Here is a 23,667-nt window from a genome sequence, read left to right on the forward strand (position 1 = left end):
CCGCATCCGATTCGCGAGTGGCTACCATTCCGCAATCAGATTAGCGAGCGGTCGGGCGACCGTCCATGAACACGACCGGCCGTGTCAAGCGCGGGGATGAGCCTGATCATGCACCTTTTTGAGCCGCTCAATGGAGACATGTGTGTATAGCTGAGTGGTCGCCATACTCGCGTGGCCGAGCAGTTCCTGTACGACCCGCAGATCCGCGCCGCCCTCCAGCAGATGGGTCGCCGCGGTGTGCCGCAAACCGTGCGGACCCATATCGGGTGCGCCGGGAATCGCCGAAACCACCTCGTGCACCACGGTTCTCGCCTGACGCTGATCCAATCGCCGCCCCCGCCGCCCCAGCAGCAGCGCGCGCCCCGAATCGGCGGTGGCGAAAGCCGAACGCCCAGACGCCAACCACGCCGCCAGCGCGGCATCCGCAGGCGCGCCGAACGGAGCCGAACGCTCCTTGTTGCCCTTGCCGAGCACCCGCACCACGCGCCGCTCGCGGTCCACATCATCGATATCGAGCCCGCACAGCTCGCTCACCCGGATCCCGGTGGCATACAGCAACTCGACGATCAGCCTGTCCCGCAAGGCCATCGGATCATGCTGCGCCGCACCCGATTCCGCGGCATCCATCGCCGCGATCGCCTGCCCGCGCCCCAGCACCGACGGCAGCACCCGGTGTGGTTTCGGCGCGGCGAGACGCAATCCCGGATCGATCGGCAGCCGACCCGTGCGCGTCAGCCACGCCGTGAAGGCGCGCGCCGAGGACGCCCGCCGGGCCATGGTCGTGCGCGCCGCACCCTCGGCCGCCTGCGCCGCCAGCCACGACCGCAACAGCGTCAAATCCAACTCCCGCACCGCCGAATCCGCCGACCGCGCAACCAGATGCGCCAACAGCGATCGCGCATCCCCCGCGTACGCCCGCACCGTGTGCTCCGACCGGTTCCGCCCCAATCGCAGGTAGCGTCCGTACTCGGCGACCAGCGCATCCAAATCCTCCGGCAACTCCACTCCCCCACCGTGTCCGCCGCTCGGTCCACACGCAAGCCACCGCGCCGGGCAGGACCACTGCGGCCGCCGCAGTTCGGTCAACTATGCGTTCCGTTTCCCGCCGGAAACCTGCGCGCGCCTTTCCTATGGTCGGCCCATGAATCTTCGGACGGATACCCGAATCACGGTGCTACGGACACCGGTCGTGTGGTTCATGGCGCTCGCGGCGGCGATCGGTACGGCGACCACCTATCCGCTGCAGCCCGCTATCGCGGAGGTCGCCGAGTCGCTGCACACTTCGGTAGCCGCGGTGGGCGCGGCTCTCGCCTGCGGGCCGATCGGCTATCTGGCGGGTTTGGCCTTGCTTGTACCGCTCGTCGATCGTTTCACGCCTCGAGTGGTTGTGTCGGTCCAATTCGGCGTCCTGGCAACTGCTTTGGCGATCTGCGCGACGGTCGGCTCCCCGTGGCCGCTCGGTGCCGCGATCGGACTCATCGGAGCCGGATCCTCCGTCGGTGCGCAATTGAGTTCGGTAGCAGGGCGATTCGCGCAGCCGGGTCGGCGGGCGACAGTGCTCGGTATCGTGACCGCCGGTATTTCGGCCGGGATTCTCGCGGGACGCATCGTGGGCGGATGGCTGGTGGATGTCATGGGGTGGCGCGCGATGCTGATCGTCTTCGCCTGCGCGTGTATCGCCATTGCCGCAGGCGGCGCTGTACTGCCTACCGCGCCGGGATCGGCTACCACCGGCTATCTCGAGATGATGCGCGGGATACCGGCCTTGTATGCCCGGTATCCCACGCTCCGACAGGCTGCGGCTCGGGGAACGCTCTGGTTCTTCGCCTTTTGCGCGATCTGGGCCGGACTCGCGGTGGCACTGTCGCAACCGCCATTCTCGTATTCGCCCGAACGAATCGGCTTGTACGCCTTCGCCGGACTGCTCGGCATTGTCGCCACCCGGATTTCGGGAATGTGGACCGACCGTATCGGCGCGCGACGGGTGATCCTGATCGGTCTGACGCCTGCCGTCCTCAGCACGGCGACGCTCGCCGTGTTCCTGTCGAATACCGCCATCACCCTGCTGTGCCTGGGGCTTGTTCGACGCCGGACTGTTCGCCGCCCAGGTGGCCAACCAGAGCACGATCCTGGCCATAGATCCCGCGGCCCCCGCCCGATTCAACAGCGCCTACATGATCGTCTACTTCATCGGCGGCAGCCTCGGCACCGCCTTCGGCGCGGCGGCCGTCGGCTGGTTCGGCTGGACGACCACGGCCGGACTCGCCGCCACGTCGATCGTCCTCGCCGCAGTTCTCACCGTTTCATCCCGGTGCCGTAGCACTCGGCGACAGCGGTGAACGCCGCCCTTGGTTCCCCCGCCATATCCGGCTTCCCGGCGGCCCGGCGATCTTCCAGAACCTTGACAATGCCGAGACTCGCGAGGCCGAGAACGGTCACCGTCGGGGCGGTATCGGCCGCGCCGCGCCAGGTAGCCGCGCCGAAACCGGTGATCGCCAACGGCTTTCGCTGTGCGACCAACTCGCGCACGTCCGCGCGGAACCGGTCGGCGACTTCGGCGGAGCGGATGAGCTCGATCAACATGAGGTCGAATGGCAACCAGTCGAGCCGCTCGAACGATATGGCGCAGTAGGTGAGGTTGCCGCGAAAGTGTTCGTGGACGACCACCACGGCCTCGCCGAGGAATTTGTCGAGGCGAGCGACCAGCTCGGCGAGTCGCTCCTGTCGGGTATTCGGATTCCCCAGCAGGAATTCCAGCCGCGCCCGGACGGTGTCGCCGGGCAGGAACTCTCGGGTCATCAAGCCGAGTTCGACGCCGGTGACGAAGACGACCTCGCCTCCTACGGCGCGCAGCCGCTCGGCCCGCCGCACGCAGTCGGCGAACAGCGACAGGATCTCCGCGCTCGCGAGTTCCACCAGATACGGCGGGGACCAGAGTCCGAGCTCGATCGCGCATCGTGCGCCACCTCCAGTCGCTGCCGGTCGACTCCGGCGATGTGGACGGCATCGCAGTGCAATTCGCCTCGGATGACCGCCGGCGCCCGCTTGACCACCGCGCGGGGTCGAAGTCTTCTCGCGAAAACCGGCCGTTCTGGAAGAACCCGGTGTCGTAGATCATTCCCCTACCGCGCACTGCGTGTACTCCTTCTGTCGATCCGAAGTGCCGCGCCGCCAGACCAAACGCAATCTTGCATGCACGCAAGATTGCGCACGCGCAGAATGTGGCAGGATGGGGACGTGACGACGAGACCGGCGGGTTTGCGCGAACGCAAGAAGGAAGCCACCCGCATAGCGCTGCGGGAAGCAGCACTGCGGCTGGCCTTGGAACAGGGACCGGATAACGTGCGGGTCGAGGACATCGCCGAAGCGGCCGGTGTCTCGCCGAGGACCTACAACAACTACTTCTCCAGCCGCGAACATGCGATCGCCGCCGCCGTCACCGCGGATCGGGACGCTCGAATCGCGACGATGGTCGCGACCCGACCGACCGGAGTTCGGCTCGCCGAGGCCGTCACCGAGGCGGTCCTGGCCCAATACAGCGACCCCGGTGCGAGCCGACGCGACACTCTGCTGCTGATCACCACCCACCCGGCCTTGCGCGAAGCGTTCCTGGGCACCACCGGCGGCATCACAGGATCGCTGGCCGACGCGATCGCGAGCCACCTCCGCGATGCCGACGGTCCGACCGCCAAGGTGCTCGCCGCCGGGGTCGCCGCAGCCGTCCGTATCGCGCTCGAACAGTGGCTACAGCCGGGCATCCCCACCTCGGGCCTGGTCGTCACTTCCGGCTCACTACCGGATCTGCTCCGCACCTGTCTCGCCCCACTCCACCCCGCCTTCGACGCGGCCGAGGCGAGACCACAGTGACAACCGCATTACTCAGGGCCCATGTCGGATTCGGTGCCAACCGTTCTCGTCAACGCCGATGAGACCTGCGAATTCGAGCACGGGAAGTGCGGCGCGGACCTCTGGGAGGGCGATTCCGGAGGCGGTGGCCAACTCTCGGGGTTGTCGGGAGCCGGTACGCGGGAGGGCGTCGAAGACGAGGGCCTCATTGCCCGACACGGCGGATTCGGTGGTATCGGGCTGCGAAAGACGAAGCGGGCCTGCTTCTTCGATGATGTCCTCGGCTCTGGTGACCAGGCGCGCCTCGCCCTCGCGGATCATGCGATGGCAGCCGACGGAATTCGCCGTGGTGACCGGCCCCGGAATGGCCAGGGCGGGCAGGCCCAATCGCCGCGCCCACTTCGCGGTATTGCGGGCGCCGCTGCGCGACCCGGCCTCCACGACCACCACCCCATCGGACAGGGCGGCGATCAGGCGATTCCGAGCCAGGAAGTGGTGTTTGTGCGCGGGAACACCCAGCGGGTATTCGCTGACCACCAAGCCGGATTCGGCTATCTGAGCAATCAGACGGTCGTGCGCGGCGGGATAGGGGCGGTCGACACCGCGGGCCAGCACCGCGACGGTGCTGCCGCCCAAGGACAGCGCGACTCGGTGCGCGATCCCGTCGATACCGAAGGCGGCGCCCGAGACGATCGTCCACCCCTGTGCCACGAGATCACCCACCACCTCACCGGTGACCTGTGCTCCGTAGTCGTCGTTGTACCGTCGGCCGACGACCGCGATCGCGCGCTCGGTGCACGCGGACAGCGATCCCGGACCGCGCACCCACAGCGCCAGCGGCATCGCACCCTCCCGACCCGCATCCAGGCGAGCCAACCCCAGCAGCCGCCAGGCGGGCCACTCGGCATCATCGGGTGTCACCACCCGCGCCCCGATCCGCTCGGCCAGCTCCAAATCCCTTGCGGCCCTATCGATCCCCCGCCGCTGCTGCGTCGCCGGGCGCAGCGACTCCGGCAGATCGCTTTCCCGCACCGCGCGCGCCGCCTCCACCACGCCCACCGAGGCGATCAATGCCGACACCGCCGCACACGGACCCTGCACCACCCGCGACAGATAGACCCAGGCCAACCTCCGCTCATCCGAATCCGCCACAGACGACCCGCATGCGGGATACCCGGCCGCGCCCGGCGCCTCGAAGCTTGCTGCCCCGACCCCGCTCATTGGACACCTCGCTGACGGAAATTCATGGCGGACAGCACATCCTGACAGGTGGGGAGATCGGCGCCGCGCAGGTCGGCGATGGTCCAGGCGACGCGGATGGCACGGTCCGCGCCGCGGGCGGACATCCGGCCGAGGCGCAAGGCTGTCTCGATCGGGGCGATGGTGGCATGCGGGAGGCGGAAGCGTTGCCGCAGGATGTGGCCGGGCACCTCGGCATTGGTGGTCCAGCCGTACTCGTGCCAGCGGGCCACGGCGGCGGCGCGGGCCACGGCCACTCGGGCACGCACCACGGCACTGCTCTCCGCGGATTCGGCACTGATGGCGCTGGATTGACCGTGCATCCGGACCCAGATATCTATCCGGTCCATCAGTGGCCCCGAGAGCTTGCCCAGATAGCGGCGGCGGGCCAACGGCGCACAAATGCAGTCGACATCGCGGGCGGGGGCGCACGGGCAGGGGTTGGCCGCCATGACCAGTTGAAATCTGGCCGGATACCGGGCCACGCCATCACGGCGGGCGATACGCACCTCGCCCTCCTCGAGCGGGGTGCGCAGCGCCTCGAGGATGTGGGTGCTGATCTCGGCGCACTCGTCGAGGAACAACACGCCGCGATGTGCCCGGCTGACCGCGCCAGGGCGGGCGGATCCGGAGCCGCCACCGATCATGGCCGCCGCCGAGGTGGAATGGTGCGGGGCGACGAAAGGCGGTGCGGTGATGAGAGGTTGGTCGCCCGACAGTACGCCCGCCATGGAGTGGATGGCCGTGACCTCCAGCGACTCGGATTCGGTGAGCGGCGGCAGCAGACCGGGAAGACGTTGCGCCAGCATCGTTTTCCCGATACCGGGCGGACCGGTGAGCAGTAGGTGATGTCCGCCCGCCGCCGCGATTTCCAGCGCCCAGCGCGCTTCCTCCTGGCCTGCGACCTCGCTCAGATCGCCACCGGAGGGGACCACCTCGGGCAATTGACCGTCCGGTTCGACGAGCGCGCCCTCCCCGCGCAACCAAGCGATGACCGTACGCAGGGTATCCGCACCCAAAACCGTTATGCCGTCGACCAATCCGGCCTCGGCCAGCACCGAGCACGGCACCACGGCCGTGGCACACCCGGCGTCGCGCGCGGCGATGACCGCGGGCAGGATGCCGCGCACCCGACGCACCCGACCGTCGAGCGCCAACTCGCCGAGCAGCACCGTACGAGCCAGCCGCTCGGCGGGCACCAATCCGGCCGCGTCGAGGACGGCCACCGCCAGGGCCAGATCGTAGACACTGCCCACCTTCGGCAGCGTGGCGGGTGAGAGGGCCAGGATCACCCGGCCATCGGGCCACTTCTCCCCCGAATTCGTGACCGCGGCACGCACCCTGTCCCGCGATTCCTGCAGTGCGGTATCGGGGAGGCCGACCAGGTGCACCGACGGCAGGCCCTGGCCCACATCGGCCTCGATCTCGATGAGTTGGCCGTCGACCCCCGTCACCGCGACGGAATACGCACGACCGAGCGGCATCAGAACACCCCCGGCAGATGGTCGATGACGGGGCGGTGTCCGCGAGTGACCAGCACCGACACCACATCGAAGCGGACATGCCGCCACGGCTGCTCCTGCTCGTGCAGCCAGAACAGCGCCAACTGCCGAATGCGCCGACGTTTGGCGAAGGTGACCGATTCGGCCGGGGTGCCGTAGCCGAGGCCGGTGCGCGTCTTCACCTCGACGAAGGCGGTGACCCGCTCGTCGCGGGCGATCAGGTCCAGTTCGCCGTAGCGGCACCGCCAATTGCGCGCAACGATCTGCATACCCGTATCGAGCAGGTATTGGGCGGCGAGAGTCTCGCCATATGCGCCGAGCGCCTTCTTGTCCACCTTGTCTGCCACACGGACAGCATGATGCGGAACCACCGTGCGCTTATGGCCGTGACCTGGGCGAAAAGCAACCCTGTTGACAGCCGCCGGGCTGTGGACAATCGGCGACCGACTACTCGGGCAGGCGCAGGTCCGGCTTTTCCAACTCCTCGATATTCACATCCTTGAAGGTGATCACCCGGACGTGTTTGACGAAGCGGGCGGGCCGGTACATATCCCAGACCCAGGCATCGCTCATCCGCACCTCGAAGTACACCTCGCCGTCGGCGTTCTGCGGACGCAACTCCACGGAGTTGGCCAGGTAGAAGCGGCGCTCGGTCTCCACCACGTACGAGAACTGACCGACGATGTCCTTGTACTCGCGATACAGCGAGAGCTCCATCTCGGTTTCGTATTTCTCCAGGTCCTCGGCACTCATCGGGTGGGACGTCCTCCTTCTCGGCGCAGTGCTTGCTCACTTGCCATCATCGCGCACGGACGGCATCGGTAGCCACTCGCCCGTCGGCGGCCTTGGCGACAGAGCCGTCGCCGAGGACCGCGCCGGGGTAGTCTACCGAGGCCGCGCCCTCGAATTCCCGGACGTTGCGCCAGGACCGCCGATGTTCGCTGGTCGGACCGAGCCGTTCCAGCGCGGCCGTGTGCTCGGGCGTGTTGTACCCCTTGTGCGCCGCGAATCCGTAGCCGGGGAAACGCGCGTCGAGGTCGACCATCATCCGATCGCGGGTCACCTTGGCCAGGATGCTGGCCGCGGCGATACACGCGGCCGCCGCGTCACCGCCGATCACCGGCAGCGAGGGCACCGGAATGCCCGGCACTCGGAAGCCGTCGGTCAGCACATAGCCGGGTGTCTGCCCGAGTCCGGCCACCGCCCGGCGCATCCCCTCGATATTGGCCACGTGAATCCCGAGGGAGTCGATCTCCCACGCTGGGACCACGACCACCTTCCAGGCCAGAGCGAGCCGGGTGATGACCGGATACAGCTCCTCGCGCACCGCCTCGGTCAGCTTCTTGGAATCGTCGAGTCCGGCCAGCTTGTCGTAGGCCTTGGGCGCGAGCAGACATGCCGCCACCACCAGCGGACCCGCGCACGGGCCGCGCCCCGCCTCGTCGACGCCCGCGACCGGGCCGAGGCCGCTGCGGATCAGCGCCGCCTCCAGGGTGCGCAAACCGCTCGCACGGCGCATCACCGTGCGCGGCGGCCAACTCATGCTCCAGCTCATCCGACTCGACGTCTTCCGGGTCTGCCCCACCTACCGATTATCCTGCGCCCGTGGGAGATTGGTTCGCCGGGGTCGAACTACTGGGGATTCTGGGCGTGCACCGGACCGATCCGCCCCGGCGGCCAGATCTTGAAGACGGCCTTGCCGCGCACATTCTTGATCGGCACCGTGCCCTGGAACTCGTCGCCCACGTGGGCGCGCGAATCCCTGGACTCGCGGCGGTTGTCGCCCATGACCCACAGATTGCCCTCGGGCACCTTGATCGGCCCGAAGACGCGACCCACCGGGTAGACGGCATTGGCCCCGTTGGGATTCCACGGGTAGTCGAATTTGACGTACGGCTCGTCCAGCGGTTTGCCGTCGACCAGGATCCTGCCCTGCGCGTCGCAGCACTGCACCGTCTGCCCGCCCACCGCGATCACGCGCTTGACCAGGTCGTTCTCATCGGGTGGCACGAGTCCGAAGAAGGAGAAGAAGTTCTGCACGCCGCGGGTGACGGTATTGCTCGACCGGATCGACTTGTAGGTGTCGTTCCAGGAGGGCGGCCCCACGAAGACCACGACATCGCCCGGCTTGGGATCGCCGAAGTCGTAGGTGAGTTTCTCGACGTAGATGCGGTCGCCGGTGCAGCCCGCGCAACCGTGCAGGGTGGGTTCCATCGACTGCGACGGGATGACGTACGGGCGTCCGATGAAGGTCACCATGAGTGCCGCGATCACCGCGGCGATGACGAGCAGGATGGGCAGCTCCTGCCAGAACGGGCGCTGCTTCTTCTTCTCCTTGCGCCGACCAGTCCCCTCGTTGTCCGCATCGGACACCGTCATCGACCCACTTTCGTCTGCCACGCGGAACAGAGTAGCCCGGCACCGGACCGAAGGTCCGATGCCGGGCTAGGCAAAGATCGGTAAGCTCAGCGCTTTTCCTTGATCTTGGCGGCCTTGCCGCGCAGATCGCGCAGGTAGTACAGCTTGGCCCGGCGGACATCGCCGCGGGTCAGCACTTCGATGTGGTCGATGTTGGGGGTGTGCACCGGGAAGGTGCGCTCCACGCCGACGCCGAAGGACACCTTGCGGACGGTGAAGGTTTCGCGGATGCCGCCGCCCTGACGCCGGATGACGACGCCCTTGAAGACCTGGATACGTTCCTTGGAGCCTTCGATGACCTTCACGTGCACGTTGAGGGTGTCACCCGCTCGGAAGTCGGGAACGTCGCTGCGCAGCGACTTCTCATCGACGAAGTCAAGGGTGTTCATGTCCATCCTTATGGGTTCGCGCGAACAGAGGACCCTGGCGGCACGCGAGCGTGCTCGGCCGGTTCGTGCTCCGAATATGGGATTTGCCGGGTCGACATCTACCCAGGGCAACCCGATTATTGTGCCAGATCGCCGCGGCACCGGTGAAATCGGGGCTGCTCACTGCGGCTCAGGAGCGGCGAACAGGCGGATCAGCATATGCCGCGCGTCCGGCGGCGCGTCGGTTCGGTGCACACTGTAGCGAACGACCAGCGCATGATATTCGGCGACGAATTCCAGCCACTGCTCGTGGGTGAGATAGGTATTGCTGCGCCGCAGCTGTGCCCATCCGGTCGGGCCGGACCACTCCTTGACGGCTCGTGCGTAAAGATCGAAATCCTGCGCTTTCTTCAAGTCCGCCAGATGAGCCGCCGCGCTGAGCTCGGCCGGATCCATGGTGGCCGGGTCGGGTGTGGTGTGGCTGAACGAAAGCCCGCGCCACCAGCGTTCGCGGCCCGTCGACTTCTCCGCGATTTCCTCGATGAGGCCGAGTTCGGCCAGTTTGCGCAGGTGATAGCTGGTGGTACCGGTGCTTTCGCGCAGCGCCTCGGCCAGTGTCACCGAATTCGCCGCACCGTGCTGACCGAGGTAGTCGAGTATCCGGCTGCGCAGCGGGTGGGCCAGTGTGCGATACAGCGCGGTGCGTTCGGCGCCGGTCATCTGCTCGGCCCGGTGCGTCTCGTCGTACCTGTCCATGCGTCCACGATAGCAAAGAATTCTTTGCAAAATATTATTTGCAAAGATTTGTTTGCGATTCTACGGTGGGAACCATGAGCACGACCGCCCTCCGTCAGCACCCGCTTCGATCGACCAACCGATCCGCCCACAGGCGATCGACAAGTCGGCCCGCGCCCAACCGCCGGGCGCACGGAATGATCGCCGCTTCGGCGATCGCCCTACTTCCCTGGTCCGGCGTCCTCGCCGCCACCCTCCCCGCGACCACCGAGGTCAGGAATTGGTCGATGGCGTGGGTCGGGCTCGATCTACTGATCGCCGCGGGCTGTGGACTGACATGGACCCTGCTGCGCCGCGCCGACCCCCGAGCGCGGGTCAGCGCCGCCGCCGTCGCGGGCATCACGGCGGTGGATATGTGGTTCGACCTGGTCACCGCCAATCCCGGCGCGGCACAGGCGATTGCCGTGCTCTGCGCGCTGGGCGAATCGGCGCTGATCGCCGCTTGCTTGCGCATCGCACTCGCCGACGACGCGGGCACGCGGACCGAACAGCCCTGGAATTCGCCCCGACACAGCGCTCAGTCGGACTCCGTGTCCTGCGCACCGAACAGCCCGTGATGGCGATGCGGCGCGGGCGGGGCCGGGACTACGCGGCGCGTCAATTCGGCCTCGGCCGCGGTGCGCACGTGGGCGACATCGGGTTTGCCCGCCACCAAATCCTGGACGAAGATCTTCGCCCCGATCACGGGTTTGCGGTAGCGGCGCTCTCGGACGATGGAGCGGTACATGAGTCTGCGGCGGTCGGCGTAGCGCCAGCGGGCCCATGGCGCGCCCGGTCGGCTCAAGCGGAGCGCGCCCACCACCAGCAAAGGCAGGAAGAACATGCCGAACAGTCCGGTCCAGATCTTGCCCTTGGCGATGACGATGGCGGCCAATGCCAGATTCACCACCGCGAACCCGATAACAACAACCTGCGCCTCGACACCGGCCGTGCGGCGGTAGTCGTTGATATCCAGCAACCACAGCGGATGGAACCCGAGCAGCAGCAGACCCGTCACCGCCAGGGCGACGAAGACCGCGTCGACGGAGGTGCGGCCCTGCTCCTCCCAATACACATCGCGCAAATAGAAGATGAGCGCGAACTCGTCCAACACCAGTGCGGCGCCCACGCCGAAGGTCGCGGCCAACAGGCTCGCCACCAGCAGGCTCAGATTCTGATACAGCGTGACCATCCCGATGCCGGACAGCAGCACCAGCACCACTCCGAAAACCATGTGGTGGATGTGGACGCCGCCGGAGCGCAGATTGCCCGGCCACCAGCGCACCTTCTTGCGGATCAGTCGAACACTGAGCCGGATGAACAGGAAGCCCACGATGAACCCGAGCAGGAAGCACAGCAGTGGACCTCTGCCGTGCGCGACCACATCCTGCTCGAGCCACCGTCGCATGGGCCTCCGTTCACCGCACCGGTCTACTGTCCGAAACCGGCCCGGCGCAACGCGTCCGCCATGGCACCGCTGGGCGCGGGCGCACTGCGGCGCTGGTTGTTGTTGCGGCCCTGCTGGTTTCGCTGACCCTGTTTACCCTGACCATTCTGCCGGGGCTGCTGCCCCTGGCGGTCGCCGCCGCCGCGCCGCTCACCGGCGCCGCGACCGCGCTGCGGCTCACCCTTGGCCCCGGCGCCGGGTTCGTCGTCGAGGCGCAGCGACAGTCCGATCCGCTGCCGCGCCACATCGACCTCGACCACCTTGACCTTCACCACATCGCCGGATTTGACGACCTCGCGCGGATCCTTGACGAAGTTGTGCGACATGGCCGACACGTGCACCAAACCGTCCTGGTGCACGCCCACATCCACGAACGCCCCGAACGCGGCCACATTGGTCACCACACCCTCGAGCACCATGCCGGGCTCGAGATCGGCCACTTTCTCGATACCCGCCGCGAATTCGGCCGTCTTGAACTCCGGGCGCGGGTCGCGGCCCGGCTTCTCGAGTTCGGCGATGATATCGGTCACCGTCGGCACACCGAACTTCTCATCGGTGAATTCGGCGGGCCGCAGCGCGCGCAGCACGGTGGTATTGCCGATGACCTCGGCGACGCCACGTCCGGTGGACTCCATGATCCGACGCACCACCGGATATGCCTCGGGGTGCACCGCGGAGGTGTCCAGCGGATCGTCGCCACCGCGGATGCGCAGGAAGCCCGCGCACTGCTCGAATGCCTTGGGACCCAACCTCGACACCTCGCGCAATGCCGCCCGACTGCGGAACGGACCGTGCTGATCCCGGTGCGCCACAATACTTTCCGCGAGCGAACCGGCAATACCGGACACCCGCGACAGCAGCGGCACCGAGGCCGTGTTCACATCGACGCCGACCGCGTTCACCGCGTCTTCCACCACCGCGCCCAGCGAGCGGGCCAGCAGCGTCTCGGACACGTCGTGCTGATACTGGCCGACGCCAATGGATTTCGGCTCGATCTTGACCAATTCGGCCAGCGGGTCCTGCAGCCTGCGCGCGATGGAGACCGCGCCGCGCAGCGACACATCCATATCCGGCAGTTCCTGCGAGGCGTAGGCGGAGGCCGAGTACACCGACGCACCCGCCTCGGAGACCACGATCTTGGTGGGCTTGTGCTCCGGAATGCGCGAAATCAGTTCCACGGCAAGGGCATCTGTCTCGCGAGAGGCGGTGCCGTTACCGATGGCGATGAGCTCGACATTGAAGCGCGCCACCAGCGCGGCGAGCACGGCCAGCGACTTCTCGGTCTGGCCCTGGGGTTTGTGCGGGTAGATGACCTCGGTGGCCACCGCCTTGCCGGTGGCGTCCACCACGGCGACCTTCACACCCGTGCGGTAGCCCGGATCCAGGCCCATCGTGGTCCTGGTGCCCGCGGGCGCGGCCAGCAGCAGATCGCGCAGATTCGCCGCGAACACATCGACGGCGTCCTTCTCGGCCTGCTGCCGCAGCCGCATCCGGGTATCGATTCCCAGGCTGACCTGCAATTTTGTCCGCCAAGCCCAGCGGACGGTATCGAGCAGCCAGCGGTCGGCCGGGCGGCCGCGCTCGGCGATATCGAAGCGGATCGCGATGCGACCCTCGTAGATCGAGCGCTCCCCGTCCTGCGGCTCCTCGGTATCCGGTTCGAGGTGCAGCGTGAGCACCTCCTCCTTCTCCCCGCGCAGCAGCGCCAGGATCCGGTGCGAGGGCAGCTTGTCGAAGGGCTCGTCGAATTCGAAGTAGTCGGCGAACTTCGCACCCGCCTCCTGCTTGCCCTCGCGCACCGCGGACCTGAGCTGCCCGCGACTCCACATGAGCTCACGCAACTCGCCCACCAGGTCGGCGTCCTCGGCGAAACGCTCGACCAGAATGGCGCGCGCGCCGTCGAGCTGTTCGGCGCTGTACTGGGCCGGATCGGTGCTGGGATCGCCGATCAGGGCATCGGCCACCGGCTCGTGCCCGGCCTCGCGTGCGATCTGGGCCTTGGTGCGCCGCTTGGGTTTATAGGGGAGGTAGATGTCCTCGAGGCGGGCCTTGGTCTCGGCGAGCAGCAACTGGGTGTGCAGCGCGGAATCCAATTTGCCCTGGCCCCGGATGGATTCGACGATCGAGGCCCGACGTTCGTCGAGTTCGCGCAGATAGTGCAGGCGTTCGTCGAGCACGCGCAGTTGCGCGTCGTCCAGCCCGCCGGTCACCTCCTTGCGGTAGCGGGCGATGAACGGCACCGTCGAACCCGCGTCCAGCAGTTCGACGGCGGCGCTCACCTGAGACTCCCGTACGGATAGCTCATCGGCGATGCGACGGGTGACCCCGGCGACGGCAACGGTGGGGTTGGCCGCCGGGCTGATCGGTTCGGAATCTGCGGTGTCGGGCGCTGTCGTCACGTCCGCAAACACTACCGTCGCGCGCCGACAGCTCGGTCAGCCCTCCTCCGACGCGAGCAGCCCCACCGAGATCTCGCGCATCTCGGCCTTGCGGATCTTGCCGGTGACCGTCATCGGGAATTCGTCCACCACATGCACGTAGCGCGGAATCTTGAAGCGCGCCAACTTACCCGCGCAGAATTCGCGCACCGAAGACGCGTCGAGCGGGGCCACGCCCTCGCGCATCCTGACCCAGGCCATCAATTCCTCGCCGTACTTCGCGTCCGGCACACCGATCACCTGCGCGTCGAGGATATCCGGGTGGGTGTAGAGGAATTCCTCGATCTCGCGCGGATAGATATTCTCCCCGCCCCGGATGACCATGTCCTTGATCCGGCCGGTGATGGCGAGGTAGCCGTCGGCATCCATGACGCCGATATCGCCGGTGTGCATCCAGCGCGCCGCATCGATCACCTCGGCCGTTTTCTCCGCCTGCCCCCAGTAGCCGAGCATCACCGAATAACCGCGCGTGCACAATTCGCCGGGCTCACCGCGCGGCACCGTCAAACCCGTCGCGGGATCGACGATCTTGACCTCGAGATGCGGACCCACCCGACCGACCGTCGCGGTGCGCCGATCGATGCTGTCGTCGCGGCGGGTCTGCGTGGACACCGGAGAGGTCTCGGTCATGCCGTAACAGATGCAGACCTCGTGCATACCCATCCGGTCCAGCACCCGCTTCATCACCTCGACCGGGCAGGTCGCGCCCGCCATGATGCCGGTGCGCAGGGTCGACAGATCCGGCGCCGCACCGCTGTCGAGCACCGAGAGCATATCGATGAACATGGTCGGCACGCCGTAGAGCGAGGTGCACTTCTCCTCCGCCACGGCCGCCAGAGCGGCCCGCGCGTCGAATGACGGAGCCGCAATGATGATCGCCGCACCGTGACTCGTGGCGGCCAGATTGCCCATCACCATGCCGAAGCAGTGATAGAAGGGCACCGGGACGCAGATCCGGTCCTGCTCGGTGTATCCGCACAGCTCACCGACGAAATAGCCGTTGTTGAGGATATTGTGGTGGCTGAGCGTGGCACCCTTCGGGAATCCGGTCGTGCCCGAGGTGTATTGGATATTGATCGGATCATCCGTGGACAGCGTGGCCGCGAGCTCGGCCAGCCGCTCGGATTCGATCACGCTGCGCGCCACCGCATCCCACTGCGAGGTGCCCAGCAGCAGCACCTGCGTCAGGTCCGGACAGTTCGGGCGGACCTGCTCGATCATGCCCGCGTAGTCGGAGGTCTTGAAGCGCTCGGCCGCGACAAGCAGCCGAATCCCGGACTGGCGCAACGCATACTCCAGCTCACCGGTGCGATAGGCCGGATTGATATTGACCAGGATCGCGCCGATCTTCGCCGTCGCGTACTGCACCAGGAACCACTCGGCACAGTTGGGCGACCAGATACCGACACGGTCGCCCTTGCCGATACCCTTCGCGAGCAGACCCGAAGCCAGCGCGTCGATATCGGCGACCAGTTCGCGGTAGGTCCAGCGGCGGCCGGAAGGTCGATCCACCAGGGCTTCCCGATCCGGGAACGCGGCCGCGGTGCGATCCAGGTTGCCGCCGATCGTGTCACCCAGCAGCGGCTTGTCGGAAACACCCGAACCGTAGCTCGGTAGCGCCACCATCATCGAACCTCCTTTTGCCGCAGCAGAAACCGCTGCACCTTGCCACTCGGTGTCTTGGGAAGTTCGGTCACGAAATGCACCCGCCGGGGATAGGCGTGTGCCGCGAACTTCCGCTTGACCAATTCCTGGAGCTCCGCCTCCAACTGCGAGCCCGCGTCGGCGGCGGCGCGCAGCACCACGAAGGCCTCCAGCACTTCACCGCGCAACTCGTCCGGCAGACCGACCACCGCCGCCTCGGCCACCCGGTCGTCGAGCACCAGCACGCTCTCCACCTCGAACGGGCCGATGCGGTAGCCGGCCATGATGATCACATCGTCATCGCGGGCCGAGAAACGGAACAATCCCGTCTCGTCGACGGATCCGGCGTCGCCGGTCAGGTACCAGCGACCGTCGGCGGTATAGCGCTGTGCGGTGCGCTCGGGAGCGTCGAGATAGCCGAGGAACCACAGCAGCGGGCTGCTCTCGGTATCGATGGCCACCCGCCCCAGCTCACCAGGGGCGGCCGGTTCGTCGGCATCCTCACGCAATACGCCGACCGACCAGCCCGGCAGCATGCGGCCCATCGAACCGAGGGGGGCGTCGGTATCCAAATCCTGGTGCCAGGCATTGCAAATGAACATGCCGTGCTCGGTCTGCCCGTAGTGGTCGCGCACCGCGACACCCAGATGCTCCGAGGACCAGGCCACCACCTCGGGCGTCAGCGGCTCACCCGCCGAGGAGGCTCGACGCAGCCGCAGCTTCGTCTCGGCCGTAGCCGAATCGGCCCGCAGCGCGCGATAGACCGTCGGCGCGGCGGCGAAATTGGTGACACCGAAACGCCGCAATACCTGCAGGGTGAGGGCGGGCGAGAATCCTGCGTGCAACAGCAGGCTGCGGCGACCCGAAGCCAATGGACCCAGCAGCGCGTAGTAGAGACCGTAGGCCCAGCCGGGATCGGCGGCATTCCAGAACACATCGTCCGGGCGCACATCCAGCGCCAACTCCTGGTACGCGTGGAACGAAGCCAGCGCGCGCACCGGAACGGGCACACCCTTCGGGGTGCCGGTGGTGCCGCTGGTGAACAACTGGACCAGGATGCCGTCACCACCGACCACCGCGCGTTCCGTCAGCGGCCGATGGGTCTCGACCAGCGTCCGGAAGTTCAGCGCGTCCGCCGGGCTATCGCCCGCGACGATCAATCGCCACTCGCCGCCGGGCATATCCGGACCCGGCTCCAGCTTGGCCGCCTGATTCGCGTCGGCGATCACGACCGAGGCGTGGCTCGCCTGCAGCCGGAAGGCGATGGCGGGCGGGGCGAAGGCAGTGAACAGCGGGACATGCACCGCGCCGCGGCGCCAGATACCGAGCAGCGCCACCACCAGATCGGCCGACTTGGTCATCAGGGTTGCCACCCGATCGCCGGGACCCACCCCGAGATCGGCCAGCGCCGCCGCGAAACGCGCTGAGCGCTCATGCAATTCGCCGTAGGTGAGCTCCTCGGCCGACAGATCGGCATCCACGACCGTGAACGCGACCGCACCGGCGGGATGCCGATCGCACAACAAATCGGCGGCACAAGCCCCTGGGCCGTCGTATTCGTCTATGAGTTCGCTGACGCGCGCATTCAGATCCGTCATGGCACCTCTCCTCGTGAGGCGGCGCAGGCCACCCCGGTCGTCCCAGTAGAATGTGCGTCACATCACGTTCGCCACTACCCCCGAAAAGGGGTGAGTCCCCGATGACCGCCACCACACTGCTGCGCCCCCGCGACAGCGATGCCCTCCGCGCCGAGATCCGCTGGGTCGCCGAGAAGGCGGGGGTGCCCGTGGTCTTCGGCGGCGAGGTCTTCCAGGACACGTTGCTGATCTCCGAACTGCACGGCACCACGACCAACGGGCTGCGCGGGTTGCCCGTGGTGCGCGCGTACGGGCTCGGCGGGCGGGTCATCGATACGAAACGGCCCGCCGTGGTCTCGGACTATCGCAGCGCCTCCACCATTACCCACGATTACGACGGGCCGGTCGCGGGCGAGGGAATTCGCTCCGTGGCGGCAATACCGGTGGTTGTCGGCGAATGTTCGCGCGCGGTCCTATATGCCGCCACTCGCGGCGGGTTCACGCTGGGCGACCGCATCACCGATCTCATCCTGCAGGCAGGCCGACGACTGGCCGCCGAAATCCATATTCGCGACGAAGTCGATCGACGGGTGCGACTACTCGAACTCACCGCACCCTCCCCCGATACCGCACCCGCCGTCGCCGAGGAATTGCGGGCCATTCACGCCGACCTGCGCGGTATGGCGTGCTCCACCGCCGACGACGAATTACGCATCCGACTGCACGATATCTGCGCCCGTCTCGGACGCACACTGGTCGGTGAGCCGTCACCCGACGCACCCGCCCTGTCCCGCCGCGAATTGGACGTACTCGCACAGATCGCGCTCGGATGCACGAATCACGAGGCCGCCCAGCGGCTTTCGATCGGACCCGAGACCGTCAAGAGCTACCTGCGCAACAGCATGGTCAAACTCGGTGCGCGCACCCGGCACGAGGCCGTGGCGCTGGCCCGGCGATACGGGCTGCTGCCCTGATCATTCTGTACCTCGGTGCAGTTGAACTGCACTGCGGTGCAGTGTTTCATTTCACAACAACCGATTTTCGGCGATATCTTCGGACAGCACGGACACCCTCACAAGGCTCTCATCACCGCGACCCATTTTCGAATCGAAAAACGACTCGCTTTGCGACGCTTGGAGATTCACGTTTGAAACATAAACAAACCACTTTCCGGCGTGTCGCGAGACCCGCCCCAAAGCGCTGAAATTCAATTGGTTTCGCGGCCGATTTTTGTGGCACAGTGGCCGGCATGCCCGGAAACAACCACGAAGCTCCACTGGAGCTGCTCCGCCAAGAACCTGCGCTCGCGGCAAAGCTCTTGGCGAGGACCAGTATTCGACTGCCACCGGGGTAGAGCCATCGGCACCATGCTCGCCGAGAAATGAGCACGAATCGCCGCCGGTCACCGCTTCGACGGGCGGCTTCGTCTACTCCGAATCCTGTTCCGGCGGAAGAAGATCCGGACGACGCGCGCGAGTACGCGCAAGGGATTGTTCGTGCCGCCAAGCAGCTACCTTGGCATGATCGCCCGAAAGAAGGATCGGGGGTACATCCAACCCGCGCCACGTGACGGGTCGGGTGTAGCTGGGACCTTCGAGTAGTCCGTCGGAGAACGAATCCTCTTGGTGGGATTGCTGATTGCCGAGCACACCGGGGAGCAGTCGAACCACGGCCTCGGTCATGACGAGTACGGCGGCCTCGCCGCCGATGAGTACGTAGTCGCCGATGCTGACCTCTTCGACGCGGACGCGGCGGGCGGCGTCATCGAAGACGCGCTGGTCGATGCCCTCGTAGCGACCGCAGGCGAAGACCAGGTGGGATTCGCGTGACCAGCGTTGGGCGGTGGCCTGGGTGAAGGGCACACCGGCGGGGGTGGGGACGATGAGCAGCGCCGCATCGGGGCATACCTCGTCGAGGGCGTCGCCCCAGATGGTCGGCTTCATGACCATGCCGGGGCCGCCGCCGTACGGGGAGTCGTCCACGGATTTGTGCACATCGTGGGTCCAGCGGCGCAGGTCGTGCACCTCGACGCCGATGAGGCCCTTGTCGATAGCCTTGCCCAGCAATGCTGTGCGCAGCGGCTCCAGGTATTCCGGGAAGATGGTGACTACGTCGAGTCTCATTCCGGATCCAGCAGCCCCTCGGGCGGGTCGACGGTGAGTAGGCCCTCGGCGATCGAGACCGTCGGCACGATGGCGGTGACGAAGGGGATGAGGATTTCGCGACCGTCGTCGGCGGCGCGCACGGACAGCAGCTCACCGGCGGGCGAATGCAACACCTCGCGCACGGTGCCCACTTTGGTGCCGTCCAGGAGCTGCACGCGCAGGCCCTCGAGTTCGTGATCGTAGAACTCGTCGTCCCCCGAGGGGGGCAGGTCGGCGCTGTCCACCAGGAACAGCGTGCCGCGCAGCGCGTCGGCGGCGACACGGTCGGCGACGCCGGTGAGGAAGACCAACAGTCGGCCCGAATGTTCGCGGACCGACTCGATGGTGAATTCGCGCGCCTGACCCGAGGACGCGATTTTGCCACGCAGACGAGCCCCCGGCGCGAAACGCGCCGCGGGCTCGTCGGTGCGGACCTCGACGACCAGTTCGCCGCGCACACCGTGCGATTTGACGACCCGGCCTATGACCAGTTCCATCTACTGATCGGTATCGACGACGTCGACGCGGATACCCCGGCCGCCGATCCCGGCCACCAGGGTGCGCAGCGCGGTCGCGGTGCGCCCGCCGCGCCCGATGACCTTGCCCAGGTCATCGGGGTGGACGTGGACCTCGACGGTGCGGCCGCGGCGGCCGGTGATCAGCTCGACGCGGACGTCATCGGGATTGGCGACGATGCCGCGAACCAGGTGTTCGACGGCATCGGCGACGACGGCGCTCATTACTCGGCGGCCTCGGCCTCGGCAGCCTCATCCTTCTTGGCGGCCTTCTTCTTCGGGGTGACGGCCTCGGCGACCGGCTCGTTGTCGGCGGCGGCCAGCGCGGCGTTGAACAGGTCCAGCTTGGACGGCTTGGCGGCCTTGACCTTCAGGGTGCCCTCCGTGCCCGGCAGGCCCTTGAACTTCTGCCAGTCGCCGGTGATCTCCAGCAGGCGCTGCACGGGCTCGGTCGGCTGCGCGCCGACACCGAGCCAGTACTGGGCGCGCTCGGAGTCGATCTCGATGAGGGAGGGCTCTTCCTTCGGGTGGTACTTGCCGATGGACTCGATGGCCCGGCCGTCGCGGCGGGTGCGGGCATCGGCGATGACGATGCGGTACTGGGGGTTGCGGATCTTGCCCATGCGGGTGAGCTTGATGCGAACAGCCATGCTGATCTGCCTTTCGAAGGTTGGTCACTGCGCGATTCAGCGACCCGCACGGTCTAGCGGGTCCGGTTTCGCGCTTGGAGTGCGTGACCGCCGCGCGGTGCGTGACCGGAGACGGGCTGACACTGTCCCTGAGGACGGTGCTCCATTGTGCCAGACGCCGAACGCGCCCTGGTAATCGCCCGCATGGGCGGTGCGGTCAGCGGATGAGCGCCGAGACGGTGCGCCCTGCCAGGTCGACCGCGCCGGGCTCGTGGCCGTTGGTGACCATATTGACGATCAGCCCCTGGATGCCGTGGTCGAGCACCCGCGTTTGAAGTTGTTCGGCGACCTCGTCGGGCGTGCCGACGAATTGGCGGTCGGCCGGGGATCGGCGCAATTCCTCGGGCGACATGGTGGTCATATCGAAACCCCCCGCGCGCATGCGTTCGATCTGCTGTTTGCGCACGCGGTCACCGTCCTCGTCGATCATGAGGAAGCACAGGAAGCTGGTTTCCAATGTCTTCGGGTCGCGGCCTGCCTCTGCGCAACGCTCGTGCAGCGCCTCCACCTTGCGCGGTAGCTCCGAGGCGTTGCAGATGATGTTGAGGTGGGCGGCGAATCGAGCGGCCAGGCCGAAGGTCTTCTTCTCACCGCCGCCGCCGAGCAGGATCGGCAGATCGTCGCGGATGCGGGGCTCGTTCATCGCGTCTTCGGTGTGGTACCACTTGCCGTCGAAGGTGGAGGCTCGCCGCGGAGCATCGGCTCGATGATCCGCAGCGCCTCGTCCAGGCGCTGGAAACGCTCGGTGAAGGTGCCGAATTCGAAGCCGTACGCCTTGTGCTCGAGTTCGAACCAGCCCGCGCCGATACCGAGTACGGCGCGCCCGCCGCTGACGATGTCGAGGGTGGTGACCGTCTTGGCCAGTAGCGCCGGGTTGCGGTAGGTGTTGCCGGTGACCAAGGCGGACAACTGAATTCGCTCGGTCGATGCGGCGATGCCGGACAGCGCGGTGTACGCCTCCAGCATGGGTTCCTCGGGTGCGCCGAGGCCGGGCAGTTGATAGAAGTGGTCCATCACGAAGGCCGTATCGAAGCCTGCGGCCTCGGCCTCCCTTGCCTGCGCGACGACGGTCGGGAAGATGTCGCGCGCGGACCGTCCATAGCTGAAGTTGGGCATTTGGTATCCGAGGCGAATGCTCATGGAAAGACCCTATGTCCAGGGGCACACCCGGGGACCAGTGAATCGACAATGCTTTCGCTCGGGGCGAGATCCTTTCAGCGCGATCGCACGACCTCGCCGCCGAGCACGACGTACTCCGGATCGGTGAGCACCTCCAGGTTGACGCGCGGATCCGCCCGATACACGACGAAATCCGCGGGTGCACCCGCCTCGATACCGGGTCGACCGAGCCAGGCGCGTGCCGCCCAGGAGGCCGCGCCGAGCGCGTCGTGCGCGGACAGACCGGCCCCGCGCAGGGCCGCGATCTCGTCGGCGATGCGCCCGTGCCGAATGCCGCCGCCCGCGTCGGTGCCCGCGTAGATCGGCACACCCGCCTCGTAGGCCATGCGGACGGTCGCGCGCGAGCGCCGGTGCAGATCCCGCATATGCGCCGCGTAGACCGGGAATCGGCGCGCGCTGTCGGCGATCTCGGGGAAGGTGTCGATATTGATCAGGGTCGGGACCAGGGCGGTGCCGCGTTCGACCATCGATTCGACGGTCGCCTCGGTGAGTCCGGTGCCGTGTTCGAGGCAGTCGATGCCCGCGTCGATCAGACCGGGCAGCGCGTGCTCGCCGAAGACGTGCGCGGTGACCCTGGCTCCCTCGGCGTGCGCGGCCTCGATCGCCTCTTTGAGGATCGCGTCGCTCCAGAGCGGTCGCAGGTCGCCGACCTCGCGGTCGATCCAGTCGCCGACCAGTTTGACCCAGCCATCGCCGCGGCGCGCCTGCTCGGCGACCATCGCGGGCAGGTCGCGCTCGTCGTCGAGTTCGATCGGCAGGTCGCGGATGTAGCGCTTGGGGCGGGCGATGTGTCTGCCCGCCCTGATGATGCGCGGCAGGTCGGGTCGGGCGTCGAGGAAACGGGTGTCGACGGGGGAACCGGCGTCGCGCACCAGCAGCACACCGGCGTCGCGCTCGACCTCCGCCTGGACGACGGCGCCGGTGTCGTCCTCGTGTCCCCCGCCGTAGAGGATGCCGATATGGCAGTGCGCGTCGACCAGTCCGGGCACGACCCAGCCTGTGTCGCAGAGTGTTTCGGCGTCGGGAACCGGATCGAAGGACACCACCCCCTCGCGCACCCACAGTTCGCGCACCTCGTCGTCGGGCAACACCACACCGCGCAGCCGCACAGCTACCTCACTCGAAATCGCGTCGGAAATCTCAGTTCTTGGGGAACTTCAGTTTCGACAGGTCGAAACCGGCTGACTGTTACCATACCTGCCTCCAAGCAACTACCCCCATCATCTGATCAGATCCCCCCGACCGCAGCGATATCGACCCCCAACGAAAAGCCCCGGCACGAGCCGGGGCCTACAAGCACTCTCGGGCGGTTCCGTCCGTGGCCGGGCTGGACTGCTTACTCCGCTTGGATTCGGATCGTGAGCGCGCGGCGGATCAATGTCCGGGCAACATCCCCGGTGACGGACTGTCCAGCGAGGGCATCGAACGTCTGGCCGTACACCGTGATCTCTCTCGGCTGCGTAATGGTCAGCTCCGCCGCCGGCGTTTCCACCATCACCTTTTTGTCATCGAACATGACAAAGTTAGTAATCTGCATCGGTAGTTCAGCGATCGACGGAACAACACCGAAACTTACGCGCGGTAGTCCGATAGCAGCAAGTAGTCGATCCAACTGTCCGAGCATGACACCATCACCGCCAACGGTGGTGTATAACGCCTGCTCTGCAACGAGAATATGAAACCGACGATCCCCCCGGTACAAGAGTTGTTGTCGTTCCAAACGCTTGGCTACACCGGCTTCCAAGTCGTCGGGTATTCGATGGCGCTCAATTGAGCGTTTCAGAATTGCTTGAGCATACTCCGCTGTCTGCAAGATTCCAGGTATCAGCGTTGGCTGATAAATACGCATGAGTTTTGTTTTCTCAGCGAGTTGTACCGACATGTGCT

General features: G+C 66.8%; 24 protein-coding genes and 1 pseudogene. 4 read left to right on the forward strand and 21 right to left on the reverse strand.

Translation table 11 applies throughout. From position 1 onward, the window contains the following. Positions 1 to 84: 84 nt before the first annotated feature. Positions 85 to 1,005, reverse strand: a complete 921-nt coding sequence (locus D5S18_RS15750; protein ID WP_439651127.1) for a tyrosine-type recombinase/integrase — start codon at positions 1,003 to 1,005, stop codon at positions 85 to 87. Positions 1,006 to 1,141: 136 nt separating this feature from the next. Between D5S18_RS15750 and D5S18_RS15755 the strand changes: the two genes are divergently transcribed. Continuing rightward, complete coding sequence (locus tag D5S18_RS15755; protein WP_239003797.1) at positions 1,142 to 2,320, forward strand: MFS transporter; 1,179 nt, start codon at positions 1,142 to 1,144, stop codon at positions 2,318 to 2,320. Here the strand turns inward: D5S18_RS15755 and D5S18_RS15760 are convergent. Beyond that, positions 2,296 to 2,916, reverse strand: coding sequence for a hypothetical protein (locus D5S18_RS15760; protein ID WP_239003798.1), 621 nt, complete (start codon positions 2,914 to 2,916; stop codon positions 2,296 to 2,298). The two genes, D5S18_RS15755 and D5S18_RS15760, sit on opposite strands and share 25 nt — an antisense overlap. 321 nt (positions 2,917 to 3,237) lie before the next feature. Here D5S18_RS15760 and D5S18_RS15765 point away from each other — a divergent pair, with 321 nt between their 5' ends. Next, positions 3,238 to 3,867 (forward strand): TetR/AcrR family transcriptional regulator, encoded by a 630-nt coding sequence (locus tag D5S18_RS15765; RefSeq protein ID WP_239003799.1) that lies wholly within the window; start codon positions 3,238 to 3,240, stop codon positions 3,865 to 3,867. A gap of 12 nt (positions 3,868 to 3,879) precedes the next feature. Here the strand turns inward: D5S18_RS15765 and dprA are convergent, their stop codons facing one another. From dprA to D5S18_RS15805, 8 genes are all read right to left on the reverse strand, one after another. Beyond that, the gene (dprA, locus tag D5S18_RS15770; protein WP_439651145.1) at positions 3,880 to 4,974 is read right to left on the reverse strand and encodes a DNA-processing protein DprA; all 1,095 of its coding nucleotides are present in this window, start codon (positions 4,972 to 4,974) and stop codon (positions 3,880 to 3,882) included. Positions 4,975 to 5,063: 89 nt separating this feature from the next. Beyond that, entirely contained in the window at positions 5,064 to 6,569 is a 1,506-nt protein-coding gene (locus D5S18_RS15775) for a YifB family Mg chelatase-like AAA ATPase (RefSeq protein ID WP_120041640.1), read from the reverse strand. Beyond that, positions 6,569 to 6,934 carry a YraN family protein gene (locus D5S18_RS15780; protein WP_239003800.1) on the reverse strand — a complete coding sequence of 122 codons (366 nt, stop codon included), beginning with the start codon at positions 6,932 to 6,934 and terminating at the stop codon, positions 6,569 to 6,571. The genes D5S18_RS15775 and D5S18_RS15780 overlap by 1 nt, the downstream gene beginning before the upstream one ends. Before the next feature lie 100 nt (positions 6,935 to 7,034). Then, on the reverse strand, positions 7,035 to 7,340 hold the full coding sequence (locus D5S18_RS15785) for a DUF2469 domain-containing protein (RefSeq protein ID WP_011210678.1): 306 nt from the start codon (positions 7,338 to 7,340) through the stop codon (positions 7,035 to 7,037). 46 nt (positions 7,341 to 7,386) lie between these two features. Next, positions 7,387 to 8,130, reverse strand: a complete 744-nt coding sequence (locus D5S18_RS15790; RefSeq protein WP_239003846.1) for a ribonuclease HII — start codon at positions 8,128 to 8,130, stop codon at positions 7,387 to 7,389. Between the two features lie 89 nt (positions 8,131 to 8,219). Further along, complete coding sequence (gene lepB, locus D5S18_RS15795) at positions 8,220 to 8,966, reverse strand: signal peptidase I (protein WP_120041643.1); 747 nt, start codon at positions 8,964 to 8,966, stop codon at positions 8,220 to 8,222. Positions 8,967 to 9,052: 86 nt separating this feature from the next. Continuing rightward, the gene (gene rplS, locus D5S18_RS15800) at positions 9,053 to 9,394 is read right to left on the reverse strand and encodes a 50S ribosomal protein L19 (protein ID WP_120042178.1); all 342 of its coding nucleotides are present in this window, start codon (positions 9,392 to 9,394) and stop codon (positions 9,053 to 9,055) included. A 159-nt stretch (positions 9,395 to 9,553) separates the two neighbouring features. Continuing rightward, positions 9,554 to 10,129 carry a winged helix-turn-helix domain-containing protein gene (locus tag D5S18_RS15805; protein ID WP_120041645.1) on the reverse strand — a complete coding sequence of 192 codons (576 nt, stop codon included), beginning with the start codon at positions 10,127 to 10,129 and terminating at the stop codon, positions 9,554 to 9,556. Between the two features lie 176 nt (positions 10,130 to 10,305). Between D5S18_RS15805 and D5S18_RS15810 the strand changes: the two genes are divergently transcribed. Continuing rightward, the gene (locus tag D5S18_RS15810) at positions 10,306 to 10,725 is read left to right on the forward strand and encodes a hypothetical protein (RefSeq protein ID WP_120041647.1); all 420 of its coding nucleotides are present in this window, start codon (positions 10,306 to 10,308) and stop codon (positions 10,723 to 10,725) included. Here the strand turns inward: D5S18_RS15810 and D5S18_RS15815 are convergent. From D5S18_RS15815 to D5S18_RS15830, 4 genes are all read right to left on the reverse strand, one after another. Next, positions 10,686 to 11,555: a hypothetical protein gene (locus tag D5S18_RS15815; protein WP_120041649.1), complete on the reverse strand. Its 870-nt coding sequence runs from the start codon at positions 11,553 to 11,555 to the stop codon at positions 10,686 to 10,688. The two genes, D5S18_RS15810 and D5S18_RS15815, sit on opposite strands and share 40 nt — an antisense overlap. Before the next feature lie 23 nt (positions 11,556 to 11,578). Then, positions 11,579 to 13,957: a Tex family protein gene (locus D5S18_RS15820; protein WP_239003847.1), complete on the reverse strand. Its 2,379-nt coding sequence runs from the start codon at positions 13,955 to 13,957 to the stop codon at positions 11,579 to 11,581. Positions 13,958 to 14,029: 72 nt separating this feature from the next. Next, positions 14,030 to 15,658 carry an AMP-binding protein gene (locus D5S18_RS15825; protein WP_439651128.1) on the reverse strand — a complete coding sequence of 543 codons (1,629 nt, stop codon included), beginning with the start codon at positions 15,656 to 15,658 and terminating at the stop codon, positions 14,030 to 14,032. Then, positions 15,658 to 17,274, reverse strand: a complete 1,617-nt coding sequence (locus D5S18_RS15830) for an AMP-binding protein (RefSeq protein ID WP_120041655.1) — start codon at positions 17,272 to 17,274, stop codon at positions 15,658 to 15,660. Before D5S18_RS15830 ends, D5S18_RS15825 begins: the two co-directional genes overlap by 1 nt. A 101-nt stretch (positions 17,275 to 17,375) precedes the next feature. Between D5S18_RS15830 and D5S18_RS15835 the strand changes: the two genes are divergently transcribed. Beyond that, a complete protein-coding gene (locus D5S18_RS15835; protein ID WP_120041657.1) occupies positions 17,376 to 18,227 on the forward strand; it encodes a helix-turn-helix transcriptional regulator in 852 nt (283 codons plus the stop codon). A 453-nt stretch (positions 18,228 to 18,680) separates the two neighbouring features. Here the strand turns inward: D5S18_RS15835 and trmD are convergent, their stop codons facing one another. The 7 genes and pseudogenes from trmD to D5S18_RS35710 form a co-directional block, all read right to left on the reverse strand. Beyond that, positions 18,681 to 19,376, reverse strand: coding sequence for a tRNA (guanosine(37)-N1)-methyltransferase TrmD (gene trmD / locus D5S18_RS15840; protein WP_120041659.1), 696 nt, complete (start codon positions 19,374 to 19,376; stop codon positions 18,681 to 18,683). After that, complete coding sequence (gene rimM / locus D5S18_RS15845) at positions 19,373 to 19,894, reverse strand: ribosome maturation factor RimM (RefSeq protein WP_120041661.1); 522 nt, start codon at positions 19,892 to 19,894, stop codon at positions 19,373 to 19,375. The genes trmD and rimM overlap by 4 nt, the downstream gene beginning before the upstream one ends. Then, positions 19,895 to 20,137, reverse strand: a complete 243-nt coding sequence (locus tag D5S18_RS15850; RefSeq protein WP_011210690.1) for an RNA-binding protein — start codon at positions 20,135 to 20,137, stop codon at positions 19,895 to 19,897. Next, a complete protein-coding gene (rpsP, locus tag D5S18_RS15855; protein ID WP_120041663.1) occupies positions 20,137 to 20,562 on the reverse strand; it encodes a 30S ribosomal protein S16 in 426 nt (141 codons plus the stop codon). The genes D5S18_RS15850 and rpsP overlap by 1 nt, the downstream gene beginning before the upstream one ends. Before the next feature lie 196 nt (positions 20,563 to 20,758). Then, positions 20,759 to 21,741: pseudogene (locus D5S18_RS15860) on the reverse strand (LLM class F420-dependent oxidoreductase). Positions 21,742 to 21,815: 74 nt separating this feature from the next. Further along, a complete protein-coding gene (locus D5S18_RS15865; RefSeq protein ID WP_120041666.1) occupies positions 21,816 to 22,889 on the reverse strand; it encodes an amidohydrolase family protein in 1,074 nt (357 codons plus the stop codon). A 227-nt stretch (positions 22,890 to 23,116) separates the two neighbouring features. Beyond that, the gene (locus tag D5S18_RS35710; RefSeq protein ID WP_239003848.1) at positions 23,117 to 23,662 is read right to left on the reverse strand and encodes a DUF5753 domain-containing protein; all 546 of its coding nucleotides are present in this window, start codon (positions 23,660 to 23,662) and stop codon (positions 23,117 to 23,119) included. Positions 23,663 to 23,667 lie beyond the last annotated feature (5 nt).

This window comes from Nocardia panacis (assembly GCF_003598715.1).
Classification (GTDB): domain Bacteria; phylum Actinomycetota; class Actinomycetes; order Mycobacteriales; family Mycobacteriaceae; genus Nocardia; species Nocardia panacis.

Coding starts and splice junctions, on each gene's coding strand:
- D5S18_RS15805 (WP_120041645.1), bottom strand. CDS start 10,129: ATGGACAGGTACGACGAGACGCACCGGGCCGAGCAGATGACCGGCGCC.
- D5S18_RS35710 (WP_239003848.1), bottom strand. CDS start 23,662: ATGTCGGTACAACTCGCTGAGAAAACAAAACTCATGCGTATTTATCAG.
- D5S18_RS15835 (WP_120041657.1), top strand. CDS start 17,376: ATGACCGCCACCACACTGCTGCGCCCCCGCGACAGCGATGCCCTCCGC.
- rplS (WP_120042178.1), bottom strand. CDS start 9,394: ATGAACACCCTTGACTTCGTCGATGAGAAGTCGCTGCGCAGCGACGTT.
- rimM (WP_120041661.1), bottom strand. CDS start 19,894: ATGGAACTGGTCATAGGCCGGGTCGTCAAATCGCACGGTGTGCGCGGC.
- D5S18_RS15790 (WP_239003846.1), bottom strand. CDS start 8,130: ATGAGTTGGCCGCCGCGCACGGTGATGCGCCGTGCGAGCGGTTTGCGC.
- D5S18_RS15785 (WP_011210678.1), bottom strand. CDS start 7,340: ATGAGTGCCGAGGACCTGGAGAAATACGAAACCGAGATGGAGCTCTCG.
- D5S18_RS15850 (WP_011210690.1), bottom strand. CDS start 20,137: ATGAGCGCCGTCGTCGCCGATGCCGTCGAACACCTGGTTCGCGGCATC.
- rpsP (WP_120041663.1), bottom strand. CDS start 20,562: ATGGCTGTTCGCATCAAGCTCACCCGCATGGGCAAGATCCGCAACCCC.
- D5S18_RS15830 (WP_120041655.1), bottom strand. CDS start 17,274: ATGACGGATCTGAATGCGCGCGTCAGCGAACTCATAGACGAATACGAC.
- D5S18_RS15810 (WP_120041647.1), top strand. CDS start 10,306: ATGATCGCCGCTTCGGCGATCGCCCTACTTCCCTGGTCCGGCGTCCTC.
- trmD (WP_120041659.1), bottom strand. CDS start 19,376: ATGAGACTCGACGTAGTCACCATCTTCCCGGAATACCTGGAGCCGCTG.
- D5S18_RS15775 (WP_120041640.1), bottom strand. CDS start 6,569: ATGCCGCTCGGTCGTGCGTATTCCGTCGCGGTGACGGGGGTCGACGGC.
- D5S18_RS15825 (WP_439651128.1), bottom strand. CDS start 15,658: ATGGTGGCGCTACCGAGCTACGGTTCGGGTGTTTCCGACAAGCCGCTG.
- lepB (WP_120041643.1), bottom strand. CDS start 8,966: ATGACGGTGTCCGATGCGGACAACGAGGGGACTGGTCGGCGCAAGGAG.
- D5S18_RS15815 (WP_120041649.1), bottom strand. CDS start 11,555: ATGCGACGGTGGCTCGAGCAGGATGTGGTCGCGCACGGCAGAGGTCCA.
- D5S18_RS15755 (WP_239003797.1), top strand. CDS start 1,142: ATGAATCTTCGGACGGATACCCGAATCACGGTGCTACGGACACCGGTC.